The sequence below is a fragment of the Novosphingobium sp. IK01 genome (assembly GCF_033242265.1).
In the GTDB taxonomy this organism is placed as follows: Bacteria; Pseudomonadota; Alphaproteobacteria; order Sphingomonadales; family Sphingomonadaceae; genus Novosphingobium; species Novosphingobium pituita.
In genome coordinates this window covers 2,337,714-2,357,291 of sequence record NZ_BTFW01000001.1, presented here as the reverse complement: position 1 = coordinate 2,357,291, position 19,578 = coordinate 2,337,714, and the positions used below count along the sequence as shown (strand labels likewise).

The 19,578-nt window shown below is 61.8% G+C and carries 16 protein-coding genes and 2 pseudogenes; 6 read left to right on the top strand and 12 right to left on the bottom strand.

Annotation, left to right across the window (positions count from 1 at the left end; all coding sequences use genetic code 11):
* Window positions 1–2: 2 nt before the first annotated feature.
* Together rfaE1 and SBI20_RS10850 are read right to left on the bottom strand one after the other, a co-directional pair.
* Window positions 3–1,460 (bottom strand): D-glycero-beta-D-manno-heptose-7-phosphate kinase, encoded by a 1,458-nt coding sequence (gene rfaE1, locus SBI20_RS10855; protein WP_317975046.1) that lies wholly within the window; start codon window positions 1,458–1,460, stop codon window positions 3–5.
* Window positions 1,448–2,632 carry an AGE family epimerase/isomerase gene (locus SBI20_RS10850; protein ID WP_317975045.1) on the bottom strand — a complete coding sequence of 395 codons (1,185 nt, stop codon included), beginning with the start codon at window positions 2,630–2,632 and terminating at the stop codon, window positions 1,448–1,450. The genes rfaE1 and SBI20_RS10850 overlap by 13 nt, the downstream gene beginning before the upstream one ends.
* A 229-nt stretch (window positions 2,633–2,861) precedes the next feature.
* On the opposite strand from SBI20_RS10850, the pseudogene SBI20_RS10845 reads away from it, so the two are divergent.
* Window positions 2,862–3,155: pseudogene (locus SBI20_RS10845) on the top strand (transposase).
* Here SBI20_RS10845 and SBI20_RS10840 read toward each other — a convergent pair.
* The 8 genes and pseudogenes from SBI20_RS10840 to kdsA form a co-directional block, all read right to left on the bottom strand.
* Window positions 3,127–4,313: pseudogene (locus tag SBI20_RS10840) on the bottom strand (IS256 family transposase). The pseudogenes SBI20_RS10845 and SBI20_RS10840 overlap by 29 nt on opposite strands.
* Before the next feature lie 229 nt (window positions 4,314–4,542).
* Window positions 4,543–5,727: a polysaccharide biosynthesis/export family protein gene (locus tag SBI20_RS10835; protein ID WP_317975043.1), complete on the bottom strand. Its 1,185-nt coding sequence runs from the start codon at window positions 5,725–5,727 to the stop codon at window positions 4,543–4,545.
* An 81-nt stretch (window positions 5,728–5,808) separates the two neighbouring features.
* A complete protein-coding gene (locus SBI20_RS10830) occupies window positions 5,809–7,398 on the bottom strand; it encodes a glycosyltransferase family 4 protein (RefSeq protein ID WP_317975042.1) in 1,590 nt (529 codons plus the stop codon).
* A 17-nt stretch (window positions 7,399–7,415) separates the two neighbouring features.
* Window positions 7,416–8,672, bottom strand: a complete 1,257-nt coding sequence (locus SBI20_RS10825; protein WP_317975041.1) for a glycosyltransferase — start codon at window positions 8,670–8,672, stop codon at window positions 7,416–7,418.
* A 59-nt stretch (window positions 8,673–8,731) separates the two neighbouring features.
* The gene (locus tag SBI20_RS10820; RefSeq protein ID WP_317975040.1) at window positions 8,732–9,397 is read right to left on the bottom strand and encodes an ABC transporter ATP-binding protein; all 666 of its coding nucleotides are present in this window, start codon (window positions 9,395–9,397) and stop codon (window positions 8,732–8,734) included.
* A complete protein-coding gene (locus SBI20_RS10815; RefSeq protein ID WP_317975039.1) occupies window positions 9,394–10,215 on the bottom strand; it encodes an ABC transporter permease in 822 nt (273 codons plus the stop codon). The genes SBI20_RS10820 and SBI20_RS10815 overlap by 4 nt, the downstream gene beginning before the upstream one ends.
* A 17-nt stretch (window positions 10,216–10,232) precedes the next feature.
* Window positions 10,233–11,342, bottom strand: a complete 1,110-nt coding sequence (locus SBI20_RS10810; protein WP_317975038.1) for a hypothetical protein — start codon at window positions 11,340–11,342, stop codon at window positions 10,233–10,235.
* Between the two features lie 235 nt (window positions 11,343–11,577).
* On the bottom strand, window positions 11,578–12,405 hold the full coding sequence (kdsA, locus tag SBI20_RS10805; RefSeq protein ID WP_317975037.1) for a 3-deoxy-8-phosphooctulonate synthase: 828 nt from the start codon (window positions 12,403–12,405) through the stop codon (window positions 11,578–11,580).
* Between the two features lie 264 nt (window positions 12,406–12,669).
* On the opposite strand from kdsA, the gene SBI20_RS10800 reads away from it, so the two are divergent.
* The 5 genes from SBI20_RS10800 (at window position 12,670) to SBI20_RS10780 (ending at window position 17,994) form a co-directional block, all read left to right on the top strand.
* Entirely contained in the window at window positions 12,670–13,656 is a 987-nt protein-coding gene (locus SBI20_RS10800; protein ID WP_317975036.1) for a KpsF/GutQ family sugar-phosphate isomerase, read from the top strand.
* Window positions 13,657–13,767: 111 nt separating this feature from the next.
* The gene (locus SBI20_RS10795; protein ID WP_317975035.1) at window positions 13,768–14,598 is read left to right on the top strand and encodes a 3-deoxy-manno-octulosonate cytidylyltransferase; all 831 of its coding nucleotides are present in this window, start codon (window positions 13,768–13,770) and stop codon (window positions 14,596–14,598) included.
* Between the two features lie 14 nt (window positions 14,599–14,612).
* Complete coding sequence (locus tag SBI20_RS10790; RefSeq protein WP_317975034.1) at window positions 14,613–15,206, top strand: histidine phosphatase family protein; 594 nt, start codon at window positions 14,613–14,615, stop codon at window positions 15,204–15,206.
* Complete coding sequence (locus tag SBI20_RS10785; protein ID WP_317975033.1) at window positions 15,206–16,789, top strand: capsular polysaccharide export protein, LipB/KpsS family; 1,584 nt, start codon at window positions 15,206–15,208, stop codon at window positions 16,787–16,789. The genes SBI20_RS10790 and SBI20_RS10785 overlap by 1 nt, the downstream gene beginning before the upstream one ends.
* On the top strand, window positions 16,786–17,994 hold the full coding sequence (locus SBI20_RS10780; RefSeq protein ID WP_317975032.1) for a glycosyltransferase family 4 protein: 1,209 nt from the start codon (window positions 16,786–16,788) through the stop codon (window positions 17,992–17,994). The genes SBI20_RS10785 and SBI20_RS10780 overlap by 4 nt, the downstream gene beginning before the upstream one ends.
* Before the next feature lie 17 nt (window positions 17,995–18,011).
* On the opposite strand, the gene SBI20_RS10775 is transcribed toward SBI20_RS10780, so the two are convergent.
* Both SBI20_RS10775 and SBI20_RS10770 read right to left on the bottom strand, forming a co-directional pair.
* The gene (locus SBI20_RS10775; protein WP_317975031.1) at window positions 18,012–18,833 is read right to left on the bottom strand and encodes an aspartyl/asparaginyl beta-hydroxylase domain-containing protein; all 822 of its coding nucleotides are present in this window, start codon (window positions 18,831–18,833) and stop codon (window positions 18,012–18,014) included.
* 4 nt (window positions 18,834–18,837) lie between these two features.
* The gene (locus SBI20_RS10770; RefSeq protein WP_317975030.1) at window positions 18,838–19,326 is read right to left on the bottom strand and encodes a sterol desaturase family protein; all 489 of its coding nucleotides are present in this window, start codon (window positions 19,324–19,326) and stop codon (window positions 18,838–18,840) included.
* Between the last annotated feature and the right edge of the window lie 252 nt (window positions 19,327–19,578).

Genomic DNA, 19,578 nt, shown 5'->3' with positions numbered 1-19,578 from the left:
CATCAGACATGATCGGCGGTTTCCGCCATCCGCTCGATCAGTCGCGACGACGATTGACCCGGCGTCAGGTCGGCGAGCAGCACACGACCGCCACGGGCGATCACACAATCAGCGCCGACGACAGTGTCCACGGTATAGTCTGCGCCTTTGATCAGGACATCGGGCTCCAATGCCTTGATCAGGTCCTGCGGTGTATCCTCGTCGAACAGCACCACCAGATCGACTCCCTTGAATGCCCCAATCACCTGCGCTCGGGCAACTTCGTCCTGTACGGGCCGGGTTGCTCCCTTCAGTCGACGGACCGAGGCATCGCTGTTGAGAGCCATTACCAATCGGTCACAGGCGGCGCTGGCCTGATGGATCAGCGAGATATGACCGGGGTGAACCAGATCGAAGCAACCATTCGCGAATCCCACCTTCAGTCCTTGCGCCTGCCACCGACGACACGCCTCCACCGCCGTTGCGCGCGCCACCAACGCACCGTCACGGCCGGGATGAGCGTGTGCGAGAGCATTTGCCTCCATAACTTCGGAAACCGACACCGTGGCGGTCCCCACTTTGCCCACCACCAACCCCGCGGCATCGTTGGCGAAGCAAATCGCATCATCAACCGTCGCGCCGCAAGCCAACATGACCGCCAAGGCGGCCACCACTGTGTCGCCCGCCCCGGACACATCGAAAACCTCGCGCGCGCGCGCCGGCACGTGTAGGATGTCGCCTTCGACAGGATAGTACGACATGCCCTTTTCAGACCGGGTCAACAGCACCGCCGCACCCGACGCCGCTTGTACTGCGGCGACCGCATGATGGGCTTGCGCGTCCGATTCGCAAGGTAGGCCGGTCGCGGCAACCACTTCGGCACGGTTGGGCGTCAGCACGCTCGCCCCGCGATAGGCCGACAGATCACGGCGCTTGGGATCGACTATGACCGGCTTGCCTTCGGCATTGGCGCAAGCAATCACCGCCGACAGCACGGCATCGTTGAGCACGCCCTTGCCGTAGTCGGAGAGCACTAAAATATCAGCGCCCGCCACGGCAGCGCAAGCCCGCGCAATCACCTCCTGCTCAATAGCTGCGTCGAGGGGGTGTAGATCCTCGAAATCAATGCGGACGACTTGTTGGCCAGCCATGATGCGCTGCTTGCGGATTGTGCGGCGCGACGGGTCGACTACAAGGCCCGTCTGGTCCGTAAGACCTCGTGAACGGAGCGCTTCGCGCAGATCATCGCCGTCGGCGCCAATGACGCCAACCACCGCCACTTCCGCTCCGAATGCAAGTACGTTGGCCACAACGTTAGCGCCGCCGCCGGGAACGTGTCGTTCATCGCGGGCGCGGACAACTGGAACTGGCGCTTCGGGAGAAATGCGCTCGATGGCACCGGTGAGGTAGACGTCAAGCATCAGATCACCGACAATCGCAACGCGCGCGCCGGAGATCAGGTCGAAATTTACATCAAGCATGCGCCAGCCACCTTATTACCCGCACAAGAAGTCTCCGTCCCGATCACCGGAGCTAGCGCCGATACGATGTGATAGAGCGAGCTGGCGGGCACGGATTCATTAGAAAACTGGCCCGATCTAGCATCACAGCGCTCGTGCCACAGCCCCTTGACTGGCACGTCGGTAAACCGTCTCAGTTGGGCAAACGCGTGTTTTGCCGAACCACAACCACTTGCTGGCTCATCGAGGCAAGCGCGGAGCCACTCCGTGACCACCCAAATGCGGCACGTCCCGTCAGCCACGCTGCCATCGGCGCGAACCGTGCCAAATGGCAAGCCAGTCTCCTGGGCAAAGCCAAAGGCCTGTGCCGTGGCAGCCAAGGCGCGCGCGACCTCCAGCCCTGCCCCCGACACATCAAGACCTGATCGACGCGCCTTCCCTAACAGCCAGACCCACTCAAAATGATGGCCTGGCTCAAAAACCCGCGTATCCGCATCGTGATGCAGAGATAAGTCATCTTCAAAAAACTCGAACAGCATGAAGCTTGACTTGTCCAAAAATTTGCGCGCGAACAGACCAATCAACTCATGTGCAACACGCGAGAAATGCGAGTTATCAACGCGGGTGAGCCACGCCAAACAAGCCTCGAGCAGATGCATGTGCGGATTTTGTCGTCGGGGCTGCTGCGGCGGCAACCCTTCGGCATAGCCCCCCGCAGGATGCGCCATGCGGTCCTCGATCAGATCGAGGACCGCACAAGCCTCGGTCAGCATCCCGCCATCGCCCGTCAATCGATCAGCCGCTGCCAAAGCGAAGATGACGAAAGCGTGATCATAAAGATCGCGGGTGGTATCGAGCGGTGCGCCAGTGAGCGTCGTCGAGCGAATGAAGCCGCCATCTGGATGGCGCAGACGTCCGAACAAAAAATCAAGCCCGTGCAAAACAGCCTCGCGCGCACCCGTCACACCTGCTTCCGCAAGCTGTGAAAATACGAAAATTTGCCGTGCACATACACGCAATCGCTTGAAATCAGATGAATTTTTCGCACTGTCAAATGTTAACTGATCGAAATATCCACCTGCGGTGCGATCAACGCCACGCTCCAGCCAAAGCGACGCCGCTGGCCCTAGCAGCCATGTCCGGAAAGCCTCCCCATCTGCTTGATCCCAAGTCCGTTCGGCCATAGGCGCCATGAAGTTGCTTCCTGTCATCGACAATGTTTACCCAGCAATCATCTGGACTCCGGCTTTAGGCCATCGCCCTGTGGTGTTGCAAGCCGCGATCATAGCCGTCCGGCCTTGGTCGTGTTGCCAGGTTGATGGGGCATCGCGATGAATGAGCCTTAGAGCCCGATCCGAAAGTTGTTGAGTGATGCCAGTATATTGTGATTCACACCGTCTTTGCGACGAGATGGTGTGAACAATGGCATGGACTGATATCGCTCGGCGCGAACATAGCCGGGCGGGGCTGTGATATCCATCGGATATGATGGACCGGGAATGGGAATTGGTGGCGCGGTTTGTGCCGCCAGCCAAGCATGGCGGCCGGCGCCGGACGACCGACATGCGCGAGGTGATCAACGCGATCCTCTACATCGCAGCGAGTGGAGGCGCGTGGCGAAGATCGTGTCCCACGGGGTGGTGTAGCTGGGGCGTCCCCCGCTCAATTCGGCATCAGTCTGAGCCGGTCATGTGCCGGTCACAGCCGAGAGCATGACGATGGGATTGTCGCTCACCGGCGCCATTGTTTCAAGCGTCATGTAGCGGGCACGCTGGACGGCCCATTCGTCGGACTGCTCCATGAGGATGGCACCGATCAGGCGAGTGATGGCGGCCTCGTTGGGAAAGATGCCGACAACCTCGGTCCTGCGCTTGATCTCTCCATTCAGCCGCTCGATGGGGTTGGTGCTGTGCAGTTTGGCGCGGTGTTCTCTGGGGAAGGTCATGTAGGCCAGCACGTCGGGCTTGGCATCGTCCATCAGGGTCGCCAGCTTGGGCAGTTTGGGGCGCACCTGATCGGCCACGGAGCGCCACTGCCGGCTTGCTGCTTCAGGCGTCTCCTGGGCAAACGCGGTGGCGATGAATGCGGAGACGACGCGCCGGCCGCTCTTGCCGGCATGGGCCAGCGCGTTGCGCATGAAGTGGACGCGGCAGCGTCGCCATGTGGCGCACAGTAGTTTGGAGACGGCCGCCTTGATGCCTTCGTGCGCATCGGAGATGACCAGCTTCACGCCGCGCAGCCCCCGGCGTGTCAGCTTGCGCAGGAAGGCGGTCCAGAAGGGTTCTGCCTCCGAGGGGCCGATGTCCATGCCGAGGACTTCACGGCGGCCGTCGCTGTTGACGCCGACCGCCACGATCACCGCCACCGACACGATCCGCCCGTTCTGGCGCACCTTCACGTAGGTGGCGTTGATCCACAGGTAGGGCCAGTCGCCCTCGATCGGGCGATCGAGGAAGGTGTGGACGCGCTCGTCGATCTCCTCGCACAGCCGGCTGACTTGGCTCTTGGAGATGCCATCCATCCCCAGCGCCTTGACCAGATCATCGACCGAGCGCGTCGAGATGCCCTGGATATAGGCTTCCTGGATCACCGCGGTCAGCGCCCGTTCCGCCATCCGACGGGGTTCCAGGAAGCCGGGGAAATAGCTGCCTTTGCGCAGCTTCGGGATACGCAGTTCGACCGTGCCGGCGCGGGTCTGCCAGTCACGCTCACGGTGGCCGTTGCGCTGGACTTCTCACCATAGCCAGCGCCGGTCAGGTTGCCCACTTCCATCTCCATCAGCCGCTCGGCGGCAAACGAGATCATGTCCCGCAAAATATCCGCGTCAGGGCTCTTCTCGACCAGCGAACGCAGGTCCATCATCGGATCGGTCATCGTGGTTCCTTCCGTCAGGTTCGAGCTTCGCAACCCAAACCTATCCGAAAATCACGGTGACCACCTCAAACCCAGCTACACCACCCCGTGGGACACGATCGGCGCATCAGATCATGGGGTGCATGCCCCCCATGATCTGATGACCAAACTCGCGGCATGACGACACCGGTTTCAGCTTAATTTTGCCGCAAACCTGTCCAAGGAAGCGGGACCACCTCAATGCCCCGATTTATTGCGTTGCAGCGGCAGTTGTGGCAGCGGGAAGAATTGTTGAGTATATGACGTTCACGAACTTCTGAAAATCGGCCAAAGGTGCGTTCGAAACGTAGAGAACGTCCTTGTTATGAATCTGGAAGTTCTGGGCGATGAAGAATGTGGCTGGATCCTTCATGTTTACGCGATATACAACCGGCACTTTGCCATCAGGGGTCAGTTTTGCCGTGGAACGTAGTTCAGGTAAAAGTGCCGCCGGATCTTCAAATCGGAATATGAAGACACCTCGCACATCGGCACGGGAATCCTGCAGACCGGCTACGCGCCCCAAAGCCTGCGTCAGATTGACACCGGTGGCTTCCAGCGGGATTTCCTCATTCTTGCCTGTCGCGCCCAGCGCTACGAAACTGAAGGGCTGGAATAGCACTGTCATCACGTCATCGGGTTGCAGGATCACGTTCTGGCGAGGGGCGCGGATCACTGTTTCGAGGGGCATTGATGAAGTAGATTGGCCGCGCGTGATCTGGATGGTGACTTTGTTTACAGGTTGACGAACCCCGCCAGCGCCAGCCAGAGCATCGAGTACGCGTTCACCCTTCGCGGTTAGAGGAAAGCGCGTGCTGGCCGGAACATCACCAACGACCGTTACGGTGGCTGCTGCATTGCGTACTAAGCGAACGATGACCTGGGGTTGGTGTGCCTTCCCCATCAAGCGCGTAGCAATGTCATGTGAAATTTCTTGCGGGGTATGTCCGGCAGCCAGAATTCGGCCAGCAAAGGGTACCGTGATCCGGCCATCGCTGTCGACCATCTGTTCGGGCATAGTGGTGCCACGCGCGGTCGAACCAGACGATGTCAGTCGTGGATCCCCGCCTGCCGAGCCGAACAGGGCGGCAGGAGGGGCCTCCCAGATGGCAATATCGAGTACGTCGCCTTTGCCTATCGAAGAGCCGATGGCATGTCCTTCGCCCAAGTCACGAGAAAACAGAGCAGGGTGATCCGCAGCCAGAATTTGCCGGGTCACCGGGCCAGTGACATCGACAACTTCGATGATCGAGCCTGCTGCCTTGGCCTTGTCTGACATCTCGTTTTTGATGATGCGGGAACTCGGACCGCTGGCTGGCATGGCGGCGCAAGCCGAAAGCGTCATGGCAATGCAGGCGGCGCCTGTCATTCGAGACCGGAATAACACGTTTTTCATGATAGTTTCAGCTAACTACATAAGGCGGGAAACGGGTGTCAACACAATCGGGGACGGCTATGCCGCAACGGGGAGGGCAGATCAAGAAAACGTCCCTGATGGCGGGGCTTGCCCGCTCGGGCGGCGGCGGACCAGAAAGCGGGTTAGCCAATGTGGGAGCCGCAGGCTTGGATCAGGTTTGACCATCGCCAATACGTTTCCAAATCTGCCGGTCGGTACGATGCCGCGTACCGCGACAATGCATCCGGCAAGCCATGAGGCAGGGATGCAATAGCGCTCATTGTTGGCTGGGGAGGCAAGAATTTTGGTGGTGGAGGCTCGGGATGAAGCATTGTGGCGACGCTTGGAGCCGGTGATGAAGTAAATGTCACGCTCAATGGCGATGTCGCGCCGTCCTTCGTTGTTCTGGTCAAGGTGCAGCGGTGCGGAGATGCGATCATAGATGGCCGTGAGGAGCAAGGCCTGTCGGTCATGGTCGTGCATGGCTACACGCTGTTTTCCGGCCTTGCCAGCGGCTTGCCGGAAGGCTGGTTCCAGGGCCATCCGAGTGATCTGTTTCGCAAGGTCATGCGCATCGCCTGCTGAAAACAGTAGGCCATTGACACCATGCTCAATCAGTTCGGGAATGCCGCCCAGGCGCGAAGCAACCACCGGCACCCCGGCTGCCATCGCTTCCATAAGACACACGGGTTGGTTCTCAGGCCATATGGAAGGAAGTATGACCAGATCGCTGCAGGCATAAATGCCAGGCATGTCTGCGGGGGCAACTTTACCAAGAAACTGAACTCGATTTTCCAGCCCTAGCGTGGTGATCCGTTCGGCATAGACTTTTTGCTCTGGGCCTGTGCCCACCAGTTGCAGGACTGTGTTCGATGTCAGGGCGAGGGCCTCGATCAGGGTAGCCACGCCTTTGTGGGCGCCGAAGTGGCCGGCAAACGTGATGCGTAAGGCGTGCGCGGAGTGCGTCGAGGGTGCCATGCGAGGGTGGCTGAAGCGATTAACGGCAATCCCGTTTCGGATTACGGTGATGCGCTCTTTGGGAAATCCGGCTTCACTGTAGCGACGTGCGACAAAATGGCTCGGGGCGATGAAACAGTCGATTTGGGCCAGAGCTAAGGCTAGGAAATCCTTCCGGGCTTTCATCGGAATGCTGCGTTTGGAGCCATCGTGGATACGCGGTAGGCAGATTTGGCATTCGGCGATGTTCGTGCAAGCACTTGCATTGCTGCGCATTGCTGTATTGCGCAGACAGAAACCCCAGAAATCATGCAACGTGCATACTATGCCAGCTCCTTGCTGCCGGGCGAAAAGCGGAAGTTTGGCCGACAGGCCCATGAGGTTGTGGCAATGTACGATATCGGGTTCGAAATCGGTGAGAATCGAGCAAAAATGGGCTTCGACGGCAGGGTGTAGAAAATTGAGATATTCGGGACTGTAGTCTTCAGGGGTGAGCGCAATTCGGTGGATGCGAATGCCTTCGTAGACATCGTCATGGCGGGAATACCGTTCACGCGGGGCATCCGGGTCGCCTGCAAAAACATGAACCACATAGCCCAGGCGGGTGAGGGCCAGTGCTTGCTCGTGCGCCATCAACTCAGCCCCGCCGACGAAATTGGGGGGGTAGGCATTGGTACAGATCAGGATTCGTCTTGGGCCAGTGCGAGCAGGCATAGATCCCGCAGCCTTGCTCATGCTGCGCAAGGCTCAAGGGCTTGGAGCAACAAGCGTGCAGCGTCTCCCCAGTCACTTTCAGGCCGTGACACGGCAATGAGTCCGGCTTGGGCTTCATCGATCCAATGACGCACTGCGACAGCAAGTGCTTCGGGAGTGGCGGAGGCAGGGAAGAAACGGATTCCATTGCCTTCGTGGATGCGAAAGATGGGAAGATCACGTGCCAGAACCGGCTTGCCACGGCCGAGGGCCTCTATAAGTGGCAGGCCGAAACCTTCCGCATGAGACGCGATGATCATGCCGGTGCAGGCATCGTAGATTTGCACCAGTTCAGGGTCATCAACGTCGTTGAACCAGAACAGTTTACGGCCATACTCAGGGTGGTTGAGGATTTCTTCGCGCAGGGCATCTACCTGCCAGCCCAAGCGCCCTACCAGAACGAGGCGGCCAGAATGTCCTTCCCGCCAGAGGACGTCATAGGCGTGCAGCACATCCTCATGGCCTTTGCGTGGCTCCAGTGTGCCCACCATCAGAGCAAAGGGAGTGCTCATGTCGAAACGGGCATGTGTCGGGCGCGTGGTATCGTTCGTGCCGCCCCCATCGGCAAGGACATAGCCCATGGGCAGAATTTGAGTGCGATAGCCTGTCGACAGGCCGTGGAAGCGGGTCAGGGCCTCGCGCAGATCGTCGTCAGTCTGGCGTGAATTGCACAGGAACCCGTCGGCCACGCGTGAAAGGATCGCTATCCAGGCGCGATAACGCAGGATAGTGTTTTGTGAGAACCATTCGGGTCGGTTTAGCGGCAGAAGATCGTGAACCAGAAACCACAATCTTCCCCCATCACGCCGGAAGCGGGCCAACTGGCGCCGATGCCGCCGTATGGCATCAAGGGAATAGTCAAGACCAAGGAATACATCGCCAGGCCGCGCGCGCATGTCTTGGGGGGCAATCGTCGGATCGGGCATCGGCCAGGCGATGTGATGATAGCTGCGCTTGCGCCGGGCCGAAACGATGCGGACGTCCCACCGCCCCGGTGCTTCAAGCAATGCAAGCGCAAGCGCTCGCACGACGCGTTGGATGCCGGTTCCGGCATCGTTTTGACTGATTACGGCGAGATCGATGTAGAGGCGAGGGCGCTGAGAAGGGGCCTTCTCGCCAGCTTGCCTTCGTTGTGCACTTGATATGCGCCCTAAGCGGGTGCGTACTATGCTCCAAGTTCGAGAATGCAATGCTCGAGCGATCCGATGAGGAAGAAGTTCAAAAAATGTCCGCATGGGGTGCTGGCCGAAAAGGAGCGAAGGAAGGCGTGGGCTAAGGGCGTGGGGCGGTCTATTCAGCCTTCACCGATGTGAAGATTGTGCAAATGGGCTTCATGGGCTTGGTCGAAATCAGGATAGAATACGAGATTTCCATCGTTGAGGACGGCAAAGCGCTGGCAGTGTTTGCGTACATAGTCTAGATCATGAGAGATAATAAGCATTGCACGGTCACGGCGTCTTTCGAATAATTCAATTTCGCATTTTTCGTAGAATTTCGCATCGCCAACAGCAGTGATTTCATCGATAAGATAGCAATCGAATTCGATAATCATAGATATAGCGAATGCCAAACGTGCGCGCATGCCTGACGAGTAATTCCGAACCGGTTCGCGCAAGTATGCGCCCAGTTCTGTAAATTCGTAAACGAAGTCGATATTGTCCTTGGCATGCTGGCGGTAGATGCGGCTTATGAAGCGCACATTATCAAGACCTGTCAGGGTGTTCTGAAACGCTCCGCCAAATGCTAGGGGCCACGAGACTGACATCATGCGGTTGATCTCACCGGATGTCGGTCGTTCGGCCCCGCTCACCAGGCGCACCAAGGTGGACTTGCCTGCGCCGTTACGACCCAGGATGCCCAGTTTTTCCCCTCTGCCGAGTTCGAAAGAGATGTCGTTGAGGATTACCCGACTTCCATCGCGGGTGGGGTAGGTTTTGTTGACGTGGTCTAGGCGTATCATTCCGGTGTAATCTCGCGATTGGCGACCGCGACTTGTGCCAGGGCCAGAATGGTAAAGAAAACGCAGCATCCCACCATGTAAGGGAGATCGTAGCGGGCATGAACTTGGGTGCCGAAGTACCCTTCGCGGACCAGTTCTACGCCGTTGACCATCGGGACGAATAAAATGTATTTTTGAGCCGCAGCAGGCAGGGCATCAACCATGAAGCCTGCTCCTGAGAGCGGGAAGGCAAGATAGGACATAGGGTGCCAGATCTTGTCGACCAACTCGGTTTTTTCAGCAAGGGCCCCCAGGAAGATGGCCAGACTTGATCCGAACCATGCGATCAGAAGCCAGCCTTCGACGATGGTGAGCATATTCTGGGGTGGTTCTAGCCATCCAATATAGATGTAGAAAATGCTTAGTGTAACAAACGAGATAGTCGCTCCGCCTGCTTCGAGGATCAGGCGCGCCAGGAAGATGTCGATCACGCGCACATTGCGGTGAAACATCAGCGACAAATTTGGCTCGATTGCGCCGATGCAGCGCGATGGCATGTTGCGCCAGAGGAGGACCGCAGAATAGCCGGTCAACGCGAAGGCAACGATCGGCAGGTTAGAGCCATGGACTGCCTTGGTGAGCGACCAGATTGTTGTCACCCCGGTTGTGAACAGCATTGGTTCGACGAACAACCACAGGAAGCCGATATTGTGGCGTCCGTAGCGGGTCAGTATCTCGCGCATGAGTAGTGCGTGGATGACCCGCCATTGGATGCCTGCACTGCGGTTCAAAGCGGCAAGGCGCGAGGCCAGCGAGGTTCGAGGGATGGTAGATGCCATCGCGGGGTCCTTCCGCCTCAGTCCTTGTGTTCCAACATTCCGGCAAGCAGCATGCTCAGAATCCCCCAGGCGGCAAGACCCAGCACGAATGTCGTGAAGATTCCGCGCAGGCGGCGCGGTTCGAGAGCGGAGTCCGGAGCGTTGGGCTCGACGATCCGTTCGACATAGGCCTGCTTGCGGCGGGCTTCGTTTCGAGCATCCTCCAGTGAGGTCATGGCGCTGGCCAACTGGCGTTCGGCAAACTGGTTGTCGAGTTGCAGGCGCTGATACTGTGCAGCTTGGGTGGATAGCGAACCGCGTCCACCGGCGACGAGGCCTGTGGCCTCATCGATCTCTGCTGCAATACCCTTTGCGCGAGCTTCGAGAGCTGGAATTTGGGGGTTTTCAGGTGCAAATGTGCGCAATTCACGTAGTTGTGTGCGTGTCACGATCAGATCATCTTGTAATTTCGAGATCATCTGCAATTGAATGGTGGCTTGCTTCTCGGGGTCTACAATGCCTTGTTGGTTGCGGTAGTTGGACAATGCGAGTGCGGCGTCTTGAGATTTTTTGCGAGCTTCGTTGACCTCGGCTTGGGCAAAGCGGATTAAATCCTGACGGCCGCGCTCATTCAACTTGTTGACTGTCTCCTCCGCCATTTCAAGAAGATGTTCGTTAAACCGACGGGCATCACGTGGTGTATAGGCGCGAACAGTCAGGGTAACGATAGAAGACGTGCTGTCGTGATCAACCTCAACTTTTTTGCTATAATATTTGTAAAGATCTTCAAATGTACCAGAAAATCCGGCCGCGTTGTAGCGATCAAACACTGAAACCGAATTATTCCCGTATGATTTTGCAAAATCGTCATGAACGTTGAGGGCTTGCAGGGCGTCACGGGACAGCAGGTAGTTCTGTGCAGCGTAGATCTCATCGCCAGCATTGGCAAAGCCGCTGCTTTTGAGGAGTATGCCCAAGCCGGATTGAGCAGGCTTGTCTGGACTGCGGACGATGAATTCCGATTCTGAAATGTACACATCTGACGCAAAAAGGCCGAAGTACAAGGCTGAAAGGAAAGTTGGGATCAGTACCGTGATCCAGAAAATCGGGCCTCCGGATTTAACCTTATCTAGTACGGTATTGATCATTGTTCGTCACGCTCTAAGTGCCCGTGTTGCTGGTTTCGGATTCGCTTCATCTCAAGGGTGTAGGAATTTATAATTCCTTGCTTTGAAATGATATGTCGTACCACGATCTGCTGCGAAGTGGGCTACCTGCAGCACAGCGGGCTTCTAGCTATCCTCTCGATAAGCGTCCAGCCCGCACTACACCTGTTCGACTTGCGTCCCAGTGTTTCGTACGGTCATCAAATCGGGTTGCTGCTCAGCTCTTAACGGCAGCATCGATGGCCAGGAGTTTGGTCCAGAGGGCTTCGAACTGGGCGAGGGGGAGGGCGTTGGGGCCGTCGGACAGGGCCTGGTCGGGGTCGGGATGGGTTTCCATGAAGACGCCTGCGACGCCCGCGGCGACGGCGGCGCGGGCGAGCAGGGGGACGTATTCGCGCTGGCCGCCCGAGCGTTCGCCAAGGCCGCCGGGTTGCTGGACGGAATGGGTTGCGTCGAAGACCACCGGGCAGCCGGTCTCGGCCATGATCGCCAGGCCGCGCATGTCGGAAACCAGCGTGTTGTAGCCGAACGAGGTGCCCCGTTCGCACAGCAGGAAGGCATCGGGATCGTGGCCGGCGGCCTGCGCGGCGTTGCGGGCCTTGGCGACGACCTGCTTCATGTCGGCCGGGGCCATGAACTGGGCCTTCTTGATGTTCACCGGCTTGCCCGTGGCGGCAACGGCGGCGATGAAATCGGTCTGCCGGGCGAGGAAGGCGGGCGTCTGGAGGACATCGACCACTTGCGCGACGGCTTCGGCCTGGCTGGCCTCGTGCACGTCGGTCAGCACGGGCAGGCCCGTTTCGGCGCGGACCTTTTCGAGGATGCGCAGGCCTTCATCCATGCCAAGGCCGCGAAACGACTTGTCCGAGCTGCGGTTGGCCTTGTCGAAGGAACTTTTGAAGATCAGCGTTATCCCAAGGCGGCGGGCGATCTGTCCCAGGGTTTCGGCAACAGAGAGGGTGAGGGCCTCGCTCTCGATGACGCAGGGCCCGGCAATCGCGAAGAGCCGGGACGTGGGGGTGGTCGTGTGGCCGCAAAGGATCATGGAAAAACCTGATGAGATCGTGGAACCAAATGGGCAATCGCGAATTGTTCAACGCTTGGGTAACAAGCGGTGAACCCGTTCGGTCCGGCTGATCGCTCGGGCAGATCGGTCCGGCGTGGTTCTCTTGGCGGTGAAGCGGTCGTGTGGCAACCTTTTCCGGTTTCGGTCTTTTCCCGGTTTCGGGAAGGCGGCGGCGGTCGGGTCGCACCGGGATGGCGGCAAATTGTCTTGCAAGTTTTTGCATGGGATAACAGTGGAGCCTGAATGAAAAGCGTTTCCCCCCGGACGCGGCATTCCCTGTCGGCGCTCAAGACCCTTGATATTGAACTCGATGCCCTGGCGGCGCTGCGGCTTTCGCTCGAGACGACGGACCTTGGGCGCGAGGTTGATCGCGCGATCGAGGCTCTGGCCAATACGCGCGGGCGCGTGATCGTGACCGGCATGGGCAAGAGCGGGCATATCGCGCGCAAGATCGCCGCGACGATGCGTTCGACGGGCACTTCGGCGCTCTATCTCCATCCTGGCGAGGCCAGCCATGGCGACCTGGGTGTGATTACCAAGCAGGATGTCGTGCTGGCGATCACCTGGTCGGGCGAGACGGCTGAACTGGGGGACATCCTCCACTACTGCAATCACTATGGCGTGACGCTGATTGTCGCCACTTCGCACCCTGACAGCACGGCGGGCCGCGCGGCGGATATCTGCCTGTCGATGCCCCCTGTGCGCGAGGCTTGTCCGAACGAACTGGCGCCCACATCGTCGACGACGCTGCAACTGGTGCTGGGCGATGCGCTCGCGGTTGCGCTGATCGAGGCCCGCGGGTTTTCGCCTTCGGACTTCCGGGTGTTCCATCCCGGTGGCAAGCTGGGCGCGCAATTGACCACCGTGGGCGAAATCATGGGGCTGGGCGAGGCGATCCCGCGGGTGGAGGCCACGTCCTCGCTCAGCGCGGCGACGCTGGAGATGAGCCGCAAGCGCTATGGCTGCACGGCTGTCGTCGATGGGGAGGATCGCCTGCTGGGCGCCTTTACCGATGGCGATTTGCGCCGCTGCATCGCGGTGCACGACCTCAACGATGCGGTTGGCGCGCATATGTCGTCCAACCCGATCACGGTCGAGCCTGAAACGCTCGCCTCCGATGCCTTGCGGGTGCTCAACGAAAACGCGGTCTCTGTGCTGTTCGTCGAACAGGATGGCAAACTGGCAGGTATCGTCCACATGCACGACATCGTGCGCGCCGGAGTGGTCTGAAAGACAGGCTGTCATGCCCGGCCTGGCCAGAGGCACTGCCCTGTCCAAAGCTAATGGGGTGCAGGGGCGATGGCCCCTGCGGTATCCTTGTTCTTCCATAGGTCCATACCCATGCCCCCTGATCTGCCCATGCCCCCTGACCTGATCGTTGTTCCCGCGCGCTATGGCTCGACCCGGCTGCCGGGCAAGCCACTGCTGCCAATTGCCGGGCGCAGCTTGCTCGAACGGGTCGTGGCCGTGGCGCGGGTGGCGGCCGCTCAGGCGGGAAACTGCGCGGTGGTCGTGGCGACCGACGACGCAAGGATCGCCGATCATGCGCAGGCCATCGGCGTGCAGGCGGTGATGACGCCCGAAAACTGCAATTCGGGCTCGTCGCGGGCTTGTGCGGCGGCGCTGGCGCAGGCGGAGAGGCCGGGGCTGGTCATCAACCTTCAGGGCGATGCGCCGTTCGTGCCGCCTGCGGTGGTGGCCGGGCTGATCGCGGTCTTGCGCGAAGGGCAGGCCGATGTGGCGACCCCGGTCTATCCGCTCGACTGGGCAAGGCTCGATGCCTTGCGTGCGCACAAGCAGGCCGCGCCGTTCAGCGGGACGACCTGCCTGCGCGCGGAAGATGGCCGGGCGCTGTGGTTTTCCAAGGTGATCGTGCCCGCGCTGCGCGACGAGGACGCCTTGCGCAAGGCCGCGCCGCTTTCGCCGGTATGGCAGCATCTGGGGCTCTATGGCTATCGGATGGAGGCGCTCGAATGGTTCGGCGCTGCGCCGATGGGCCGGTATGAGGCGCTCGAAGGGCTTGAACAGTTGCGCTTTCTTGAGGCCGGGCGCGCAATTGCCACGCTGCCCATCGATCCGCCGAGCCACGCGATGAGCGGGATCGATACCCCCGCCGATCTCGCGCTGGCCGAAGCGACCATTGCCCGGCTAGGCGATCCGTTCCCGGCCTGATAGGCGCTGGGCCGATGTTTGTGATCGTGCGCCATGGCAATACCTTTGAAAGCGGCGAGCCGCCGCGCCGGATCGGTGCACGCACCGATCTTCCGCTGACCGCCAAAGGGCGCGCGCAGGGCGCGGCGCTGGGCGCGCATTTTGCCGCGCGGGGCTGGGCCTTTGCGCGGGTTCTCGTCTCGCCCTTGCGGCGCACGCGCGAGACGGCGCAGGCGATTGCCGATCACCTGCCCGGAACGCCCGCGGCCCAGCCTTGCGACTGGCTGCGCGAGATCGACCACGGACCCGACGAGAACGCCACCGAGGAGGCCGTGCTGGCCCGGATCGGCGCGCAGGCGCTGGCCGACTGGGACGAGCGGGGGCTGCCCCCGTCCGGGTGGGAGGTCGATGCGCCCGCGCGGTTGGCCGGGTGGCGGGCGCTGTTCGAGGAGCCTCGCGGGGACGACGGGCCGGTTTTGCTGGTGACCAGCAATGGTGCGGCGCGGTTTGCACTGCTCGCGGCGGGTCTGGAGGCGCAGGCGGGGATGAAGCTGCCGACGGGCGGGTTTGGCGTGATCGTGCCGGAACCGGGTGGCTTGCGGCTGGCCTGCTGGGGGGAGCGGCCCTGATGGCGGCGTTCGAGCCCTTGTTGCGCGCGCCGCCGTTTCCCTGGGCGGATGCCGGGGTGAACGGGCCACAAGGGCCTGTGTCAGGCGAGGCTTTGGCGCCCGAGGCGGTTTTCGCGGCGATCCGCGAGGCGCGCATCGGCGGGCGGTTCTGGACCGATCCGGCAGGGCTGGCGCGAGCGCCCGAGCGGGTCGAGCGGGGGAAGACGGGCGAGCGGGTCTGCGTCGACGGGCAGTGGCTGGGGGATGTTGATCCCTGGTCGGCCCTGCCCGGCGCGGGGCTGTTGCGGGCGCATGGCGACGATGAATGGGTGGCCCTTGCGCGGGTGGCGGGGGTGCTGGTGGAGGTTCTCTCTCCCGGACGGTTCGGCCTGCCCGGCGAAGACGGGGCGGCGCTCGATGCGCGGGTGGCCGGGGCGCTGGGGCGGGCGACGTGGCGCGATCCGTTTACCGGCGAGCAGGCGGGGCTTTTGCAAACGATTGCCCTGCTGGGTCTCTGGCGCACGACGCTCGATGCGAATCGGTCGATTGCCGTGGCTTGTGGCATGGCCTGGTGGAAGCGGCCCGAAATCGCGCGGTTTCTCTGGCATCCGGGGCGGCCTTTGGCCTTTGCGCGGCGGCCCGCACGCGCCTTGGCCATCGCGCGCAAGGCGGGGGGAAGCCTTGCGGTCTGGCCCTCGCGGGTGTCGCCACAATTGATTGCGGAAGCCGACGCAGCGGGGGTGCCGCTCGTGCGCGTGGAGGACGGGTTTGTCCGCTCGGTCGGGCTCGGGGTCGATCTCGTGCCGCCCTCTTCGGTCGTGGTCGATGCCAGCGGCATCCATTTCGATCCGCGCGGGGCCAGCGATCTGGAAACGCTGCTCGCCCATGGGGACATGCCCGCAAGCCTGCTGGCGCGGGCGGCGGCCTTGCGCGCGGCCATCGTGGCGGCGGGAATCAGCAAATATGCCGCCGATACCGGGGCCACCGTGCCTGAGCGCAGGGCGGGCAAGCGGCTCGTGCTGGTGCCGGGGCAGGTGGAAGACGACATGTCGGTGCGCGCCGGGGGCGGGGGGCTGACCTCGAACCTCGAACTGGTGCGTCGTGCCCGCGCGCTCGAACCCGAGGCGGAAATCTGGTTCCGGCCCCATCCCGATGTCGATGCCGGGCACCGCAAGGGCAAAGTTCCCGATGCGGCGATCCTCGCCCATGCCGACCGGATCGTGCGCGGCGGGGGCATGGCGCCGCTGCTCGATGCGGTCGATGCGGTGCATGTGCTCACCTCGCTGACCGGGTTCGAGGCGCTGATGCGCGGGCGCGAGGTGGTCTGCCATGGCACCCCGTTCTACGCAGGGTGGGGCCTCACGCGCGACCTTGGCCCGGTGCCTGCGCGGCGGGGGCGCATGCTTTGCCTCGATGCGCTCGTGGCCGGGGTGCTGATCTGCTATCCGCGCTATCTCGACCCGGTGACGGGCCTTCCCTGCCCGCCCGAAGTGCTGATTGCGCGCATGGTCGGCGCGCGCAGCGATGCCGCCTCGATCAACCGCCTTGCCTGGGTGGCGCCGCTGCGCCGCTGGCAGGGCAAGCTGATGAAACTGTTCCGATGACCGTCATTCTCGATATCTCCCGCCTGATCTCGCGGATTCGCCATGCCACGCCTTCGGGGGTGGACCGGGTCGAAATGGCCTATGCGCGCGGGCTGCTGGCCCGCTATGGCGACGCTCTGGCCTTTGTTGCGGTCCATCCGCTGGGCGGCTATGGCCGGGTGCCGCGCGCGGCGGCGCTGGCCTATCTCGACGAACTGGAACGCCGCTGGGCCAGCCACGAGGATGCGCCTGCGCGGCGCTCGCTGCTCTCGGTCCTGCCGCAACTGCTGGCGCTCTGGCCCACGCGCAAGGGGATTGGGGAGGGGATCGGGAACGGGTCTGCCATCTATGTTCAGGCCTCGCCCCATCACCTGACCAAGGGGGCGCTCGTCCGCCGCATCCTTGCGCGCGAAAACGCGCGGTTCCTGTGCCTCGTCCACGATCTGATCCCCATCGAATTTCCCGAATATGCGCGGCCTTCGGGTGCGGCGCTCCACCGGTTGCGGATGGAGGCCGTGGCATCGGCCTGCGAGGCAAGCGGGGGGGGCGCCATCGTCAATTCGGCGGCGACGGGCCGGGCGCTGGCGCCCTGGCTGACGCCGGGAACGCCGGTTCATGTCGCCCTGCTCGGCACCGAGGAACTGCCCCCGGCCGAGCCCGAACCGGGCGCGGACGGGCGCCCCTATTTCGTCTGCCTGGGCACGATCGAGCCGCGCAAGAACCACCTGCTGCTGCTCCATCTCTGGCGCCATCTGGCCGAGACTTTGCCCGCGCACGAGGTTCCGCGTCTGGTCGTGATCGGGCGGCGGGGCTGGGAGAACGAGCAGATCGTCGACATGCTCGAACGCTGCCCGGCGCTGGTCGGCCATGTCGAGGAGCTGAACGGCTGCCCCGATGCGCGTCTTTCGGCGCTGCTGCGCGGGGCACGCGCGCTGCTGATGCCCTCGTTCGCCGAAGGCTATGGCATGCCCGTGGCCGAGGCGCTGTCGGTGGGAACCCCCGTCCTGTCGAGCGACCTGCCCGCCTTGCGCGAGGTGGGCGAGGACGTGCCCGACTATCTCGACCCGCTTGACGGGCCGGGCTGGCGCGCGGCGATCCTCGACCATGCCACGCGCGGGCCGCTCCATCGGGCGCAACTGGCCCGCCTGCCGGGCTGGCACAACCCGAGCTGGGCCGAGCACATCGCCATCGTTGCCGGGGCTATCGAGGATATGCGCAAGGCCTGAGCCGATGGGGAGGGCTCTCAGGTCGGTTGCGGGGTTCCGGCCTTGCGGGCCCCAGATTCGCGGACCTTGGCTTCGCGGACTTTGGCTTCGCGGTCGATCGCCTTGCGGATGTCGGTCACGAAGCGCGAATGGCGCACCGCGCCCAGAAAGATCGTCTGGATCAGGTTGCCCATGAAGCGGCACGGGCGCTTGATCTGGATGAGCAGGATGTACCGGTCGTCCTCGCTCTCGTTCCAGACTTCGTGGTTGAACATGTCGTCGAACAGGAACGATTTGCCGTCTTCCCAGTGGAGGACGTGAAGAGTCTCGCCTTCCTCGAGGTGCATGCGCGCCTTTTCGGTGTCGCGCGGCGCGCGCAGGGCGAGGTGATAGGTCAGCATGCCCTTGGTCATGCCCCAGTGGCGCGGGATGTGGCCGCCGGCTTCCATGACCGAGAAATTGGCAGTGACGAGGCCGGGGACTTTCTCGATCAGCGCGGCGGTGATCGGCGCGCGGGCGGCGTTGCCCGCCATGCGATAGCCATAGCCCTTGAGGAAAAATGTGCGCCAGCGGCGGTCGGCGGCGATGCGGCCATGGTCGAACGAGATATCGCCCAGCGAGGGGATGTCCCGGCCCGGTTGCAGCGCCAGCGCCTCGTCGCGGATGGCTTCCCAGTGGCGCTCAAGCTCGGCGATCCAGGGGAAGAAGGCCTTGTCCTGCACCGCCGCATCGGGGATCAGCGAATTGCGCATGATCACCGCATCGATCTTCGGGCGCAGTTCCTTGCCGATCTGGAACAGCGACTTGTTGATGAAGGGGACTTTCCAGCCCCGCGCATTGACCGTCTTCTGCCAGCTCACGTGCCTACTCTTTCGTTTCTTCCTGCTTGAGCGAAACGATCCGCGTGGCGAACACGCGGTCCCAGAACAGCGCCGAGATCGCATAGTTGGCGTGTTCGTTGATGTGGTGGTGGCGCATGTGGTGGCGCTTGAACATCAGCCCCACAGGCCCGCGCATCGGCCATTGATGGCAGGCGAAATGCAGGCTGTCGTACATCACGTAGCCCATCATGAAGCCCAGGAACGGCCAGGTGCCCATCGGCCCCATCGTCGCCACGCAGGCCAGCCAGATCAGCCCGCCCACCGGCAGGCTCACCGAAAACGGCATCAGCCCGCGCAAGGGGTCGTTGGGGCTTTCATGGTGGTTGCCGTGCATCAGGTAGACGAGCCACCGGGCCGGCGGAATGTTCGTTTCCCAGTGGAACAGGAAACGGTGCATCGCATATTCGAACAGCGTCCAGAAGGCCAGGCCCAGCACGACGGAGCCCAGGACGGTCCATCCGAAGTGGATCATTTCCTGTCCCCCGTGCAGGACGGGGGCGCCGGTGTAAGTCCATCCCGTCCACGCGATCAGCGGCAAAAGAACACCCCAAACCGCCGCGAAGACACGCGGGGAGAGCAAGGTAAGCTTTTCCAGGAGTTCATTTTTGAACAGCCTGATGCGTTGCGTATCGGAAACCGGTTGTTGCATTGGCATCACTTCGGACAGGAGTGAGCCATTCCTGTCAAGCCGAAAAGACCCTGACAGAAAGGCCCGTTTGAACAG

Excerpts from the sequence above, each read along its gene's own strand:
- rfaE1 (WP_317975046.1), bottom strand. The coding sequence starts at position 1,460 with ATGCTTGATGTAAATTTCGACCTGATCTCCGGCGCGCGCGTTGCGATT.
- SBI20_RS10850 (WP_317975045.1), bottom strand. The coding sequence starts at position 2,632 with ATGGCGCCTATGGCCGAACGGACTTGGGATCAAGCAGATGGGGAGGCT.
- SBI20_RS10835 (WP_317975043.1), bottom strand. The coding sequence starts at position 5,727 with ATGAAAAACGTGTTATTCCGGTCTCGAATGACAGGCGCCGCCTGCATT.
- SBI20_RS10830 (WP_317975042.1), bottom strand. The coding sequence starts at position 7,398 with ATGCCTGCTCGCACTGGCCCAAGACGAATCCTGATCTGTACCAATGCC.
- SBI20_RS10825 (WP_317975041.1), bottom strand. The coding sequence starts at position 8,672 with ATGCGGACATTTTTTGAACTTCTTCCTCATCGGATCGCTCGAGCATTG.
- SBI20_RS10820 (WP_317975040.1), bottom strand. The coding sequence starts at position 9,397 with ATGATACGCCTAGACCACGTCAACAAAACCTACCCCACCCGCGATGGA.
- SBI20_RS10815 (WP_317975039.1), bottom strand. The coding sequence starts at position 10,215 with ATGGCATCTACCATCCCTCGAACCTCGCTGGCCTCGCGCCTTGCCGCT.
- SBI20_RS10810 (WP_317975038.1), bottom strand. The coding sequence starts at position 11,342 with ATGATCAATACCGTACTAGATAAGGTTAAATCCGGAGGCCCGATTTTC.
- kdsA (WP_317975037.1), bottom strand. The coding sequence starts at position 12,405 with ATGATCCTTTGCGGCCACACGACCACCCCCACGTCCCGGCTCTTCGCG.
- SBI20_RS10800 (WP_317975036.1), top strand. The coding sequence starts at position 12,670 with ATGAAAAGCGTTTCCCCCCGGACGCGGCATTCCCTGTCGGCGCTCAAG.
- SBI20_RS10795 (WP_317975035.1), top strand. The coding sequence starts at position 13,768 with ATGCCCCCTGATCTGCCCATGCCCCCTGACCTGATCGTTGTTCCCGCG.
- SBI20_RS10790 (WP_317975034.1), top strand. The coding sequence starts at position 14,613 with ATGTTTGTGATCGTGCGCCATGGCAATACCTTTGAAAGCGGCGAGCCG.
- SBI20_RS10785 (WP_317975033.1), top strand. The coding sequence starts at position 15,206 with ATGGCGGCGTTCGAGCCCTTGTTGCGCGCGCCGCCGTTTCCCTGGGCG.
- SBI20_RS10780 (WP_317975032.1), top strand. The coding sequence starts at position 16,786 with ATGACCGTCATTCTCGATATCTCCCGCCTGATCTCGCGGATTCGCCAT.
- SBI20_RS10770 (WP_317975030.1), bottom strand. The coding sequence starts at position 19,326 with ATGATCCACTTCGGATGGACCGTCCTGGGCTCCGTCGTGCTGGGCCTG.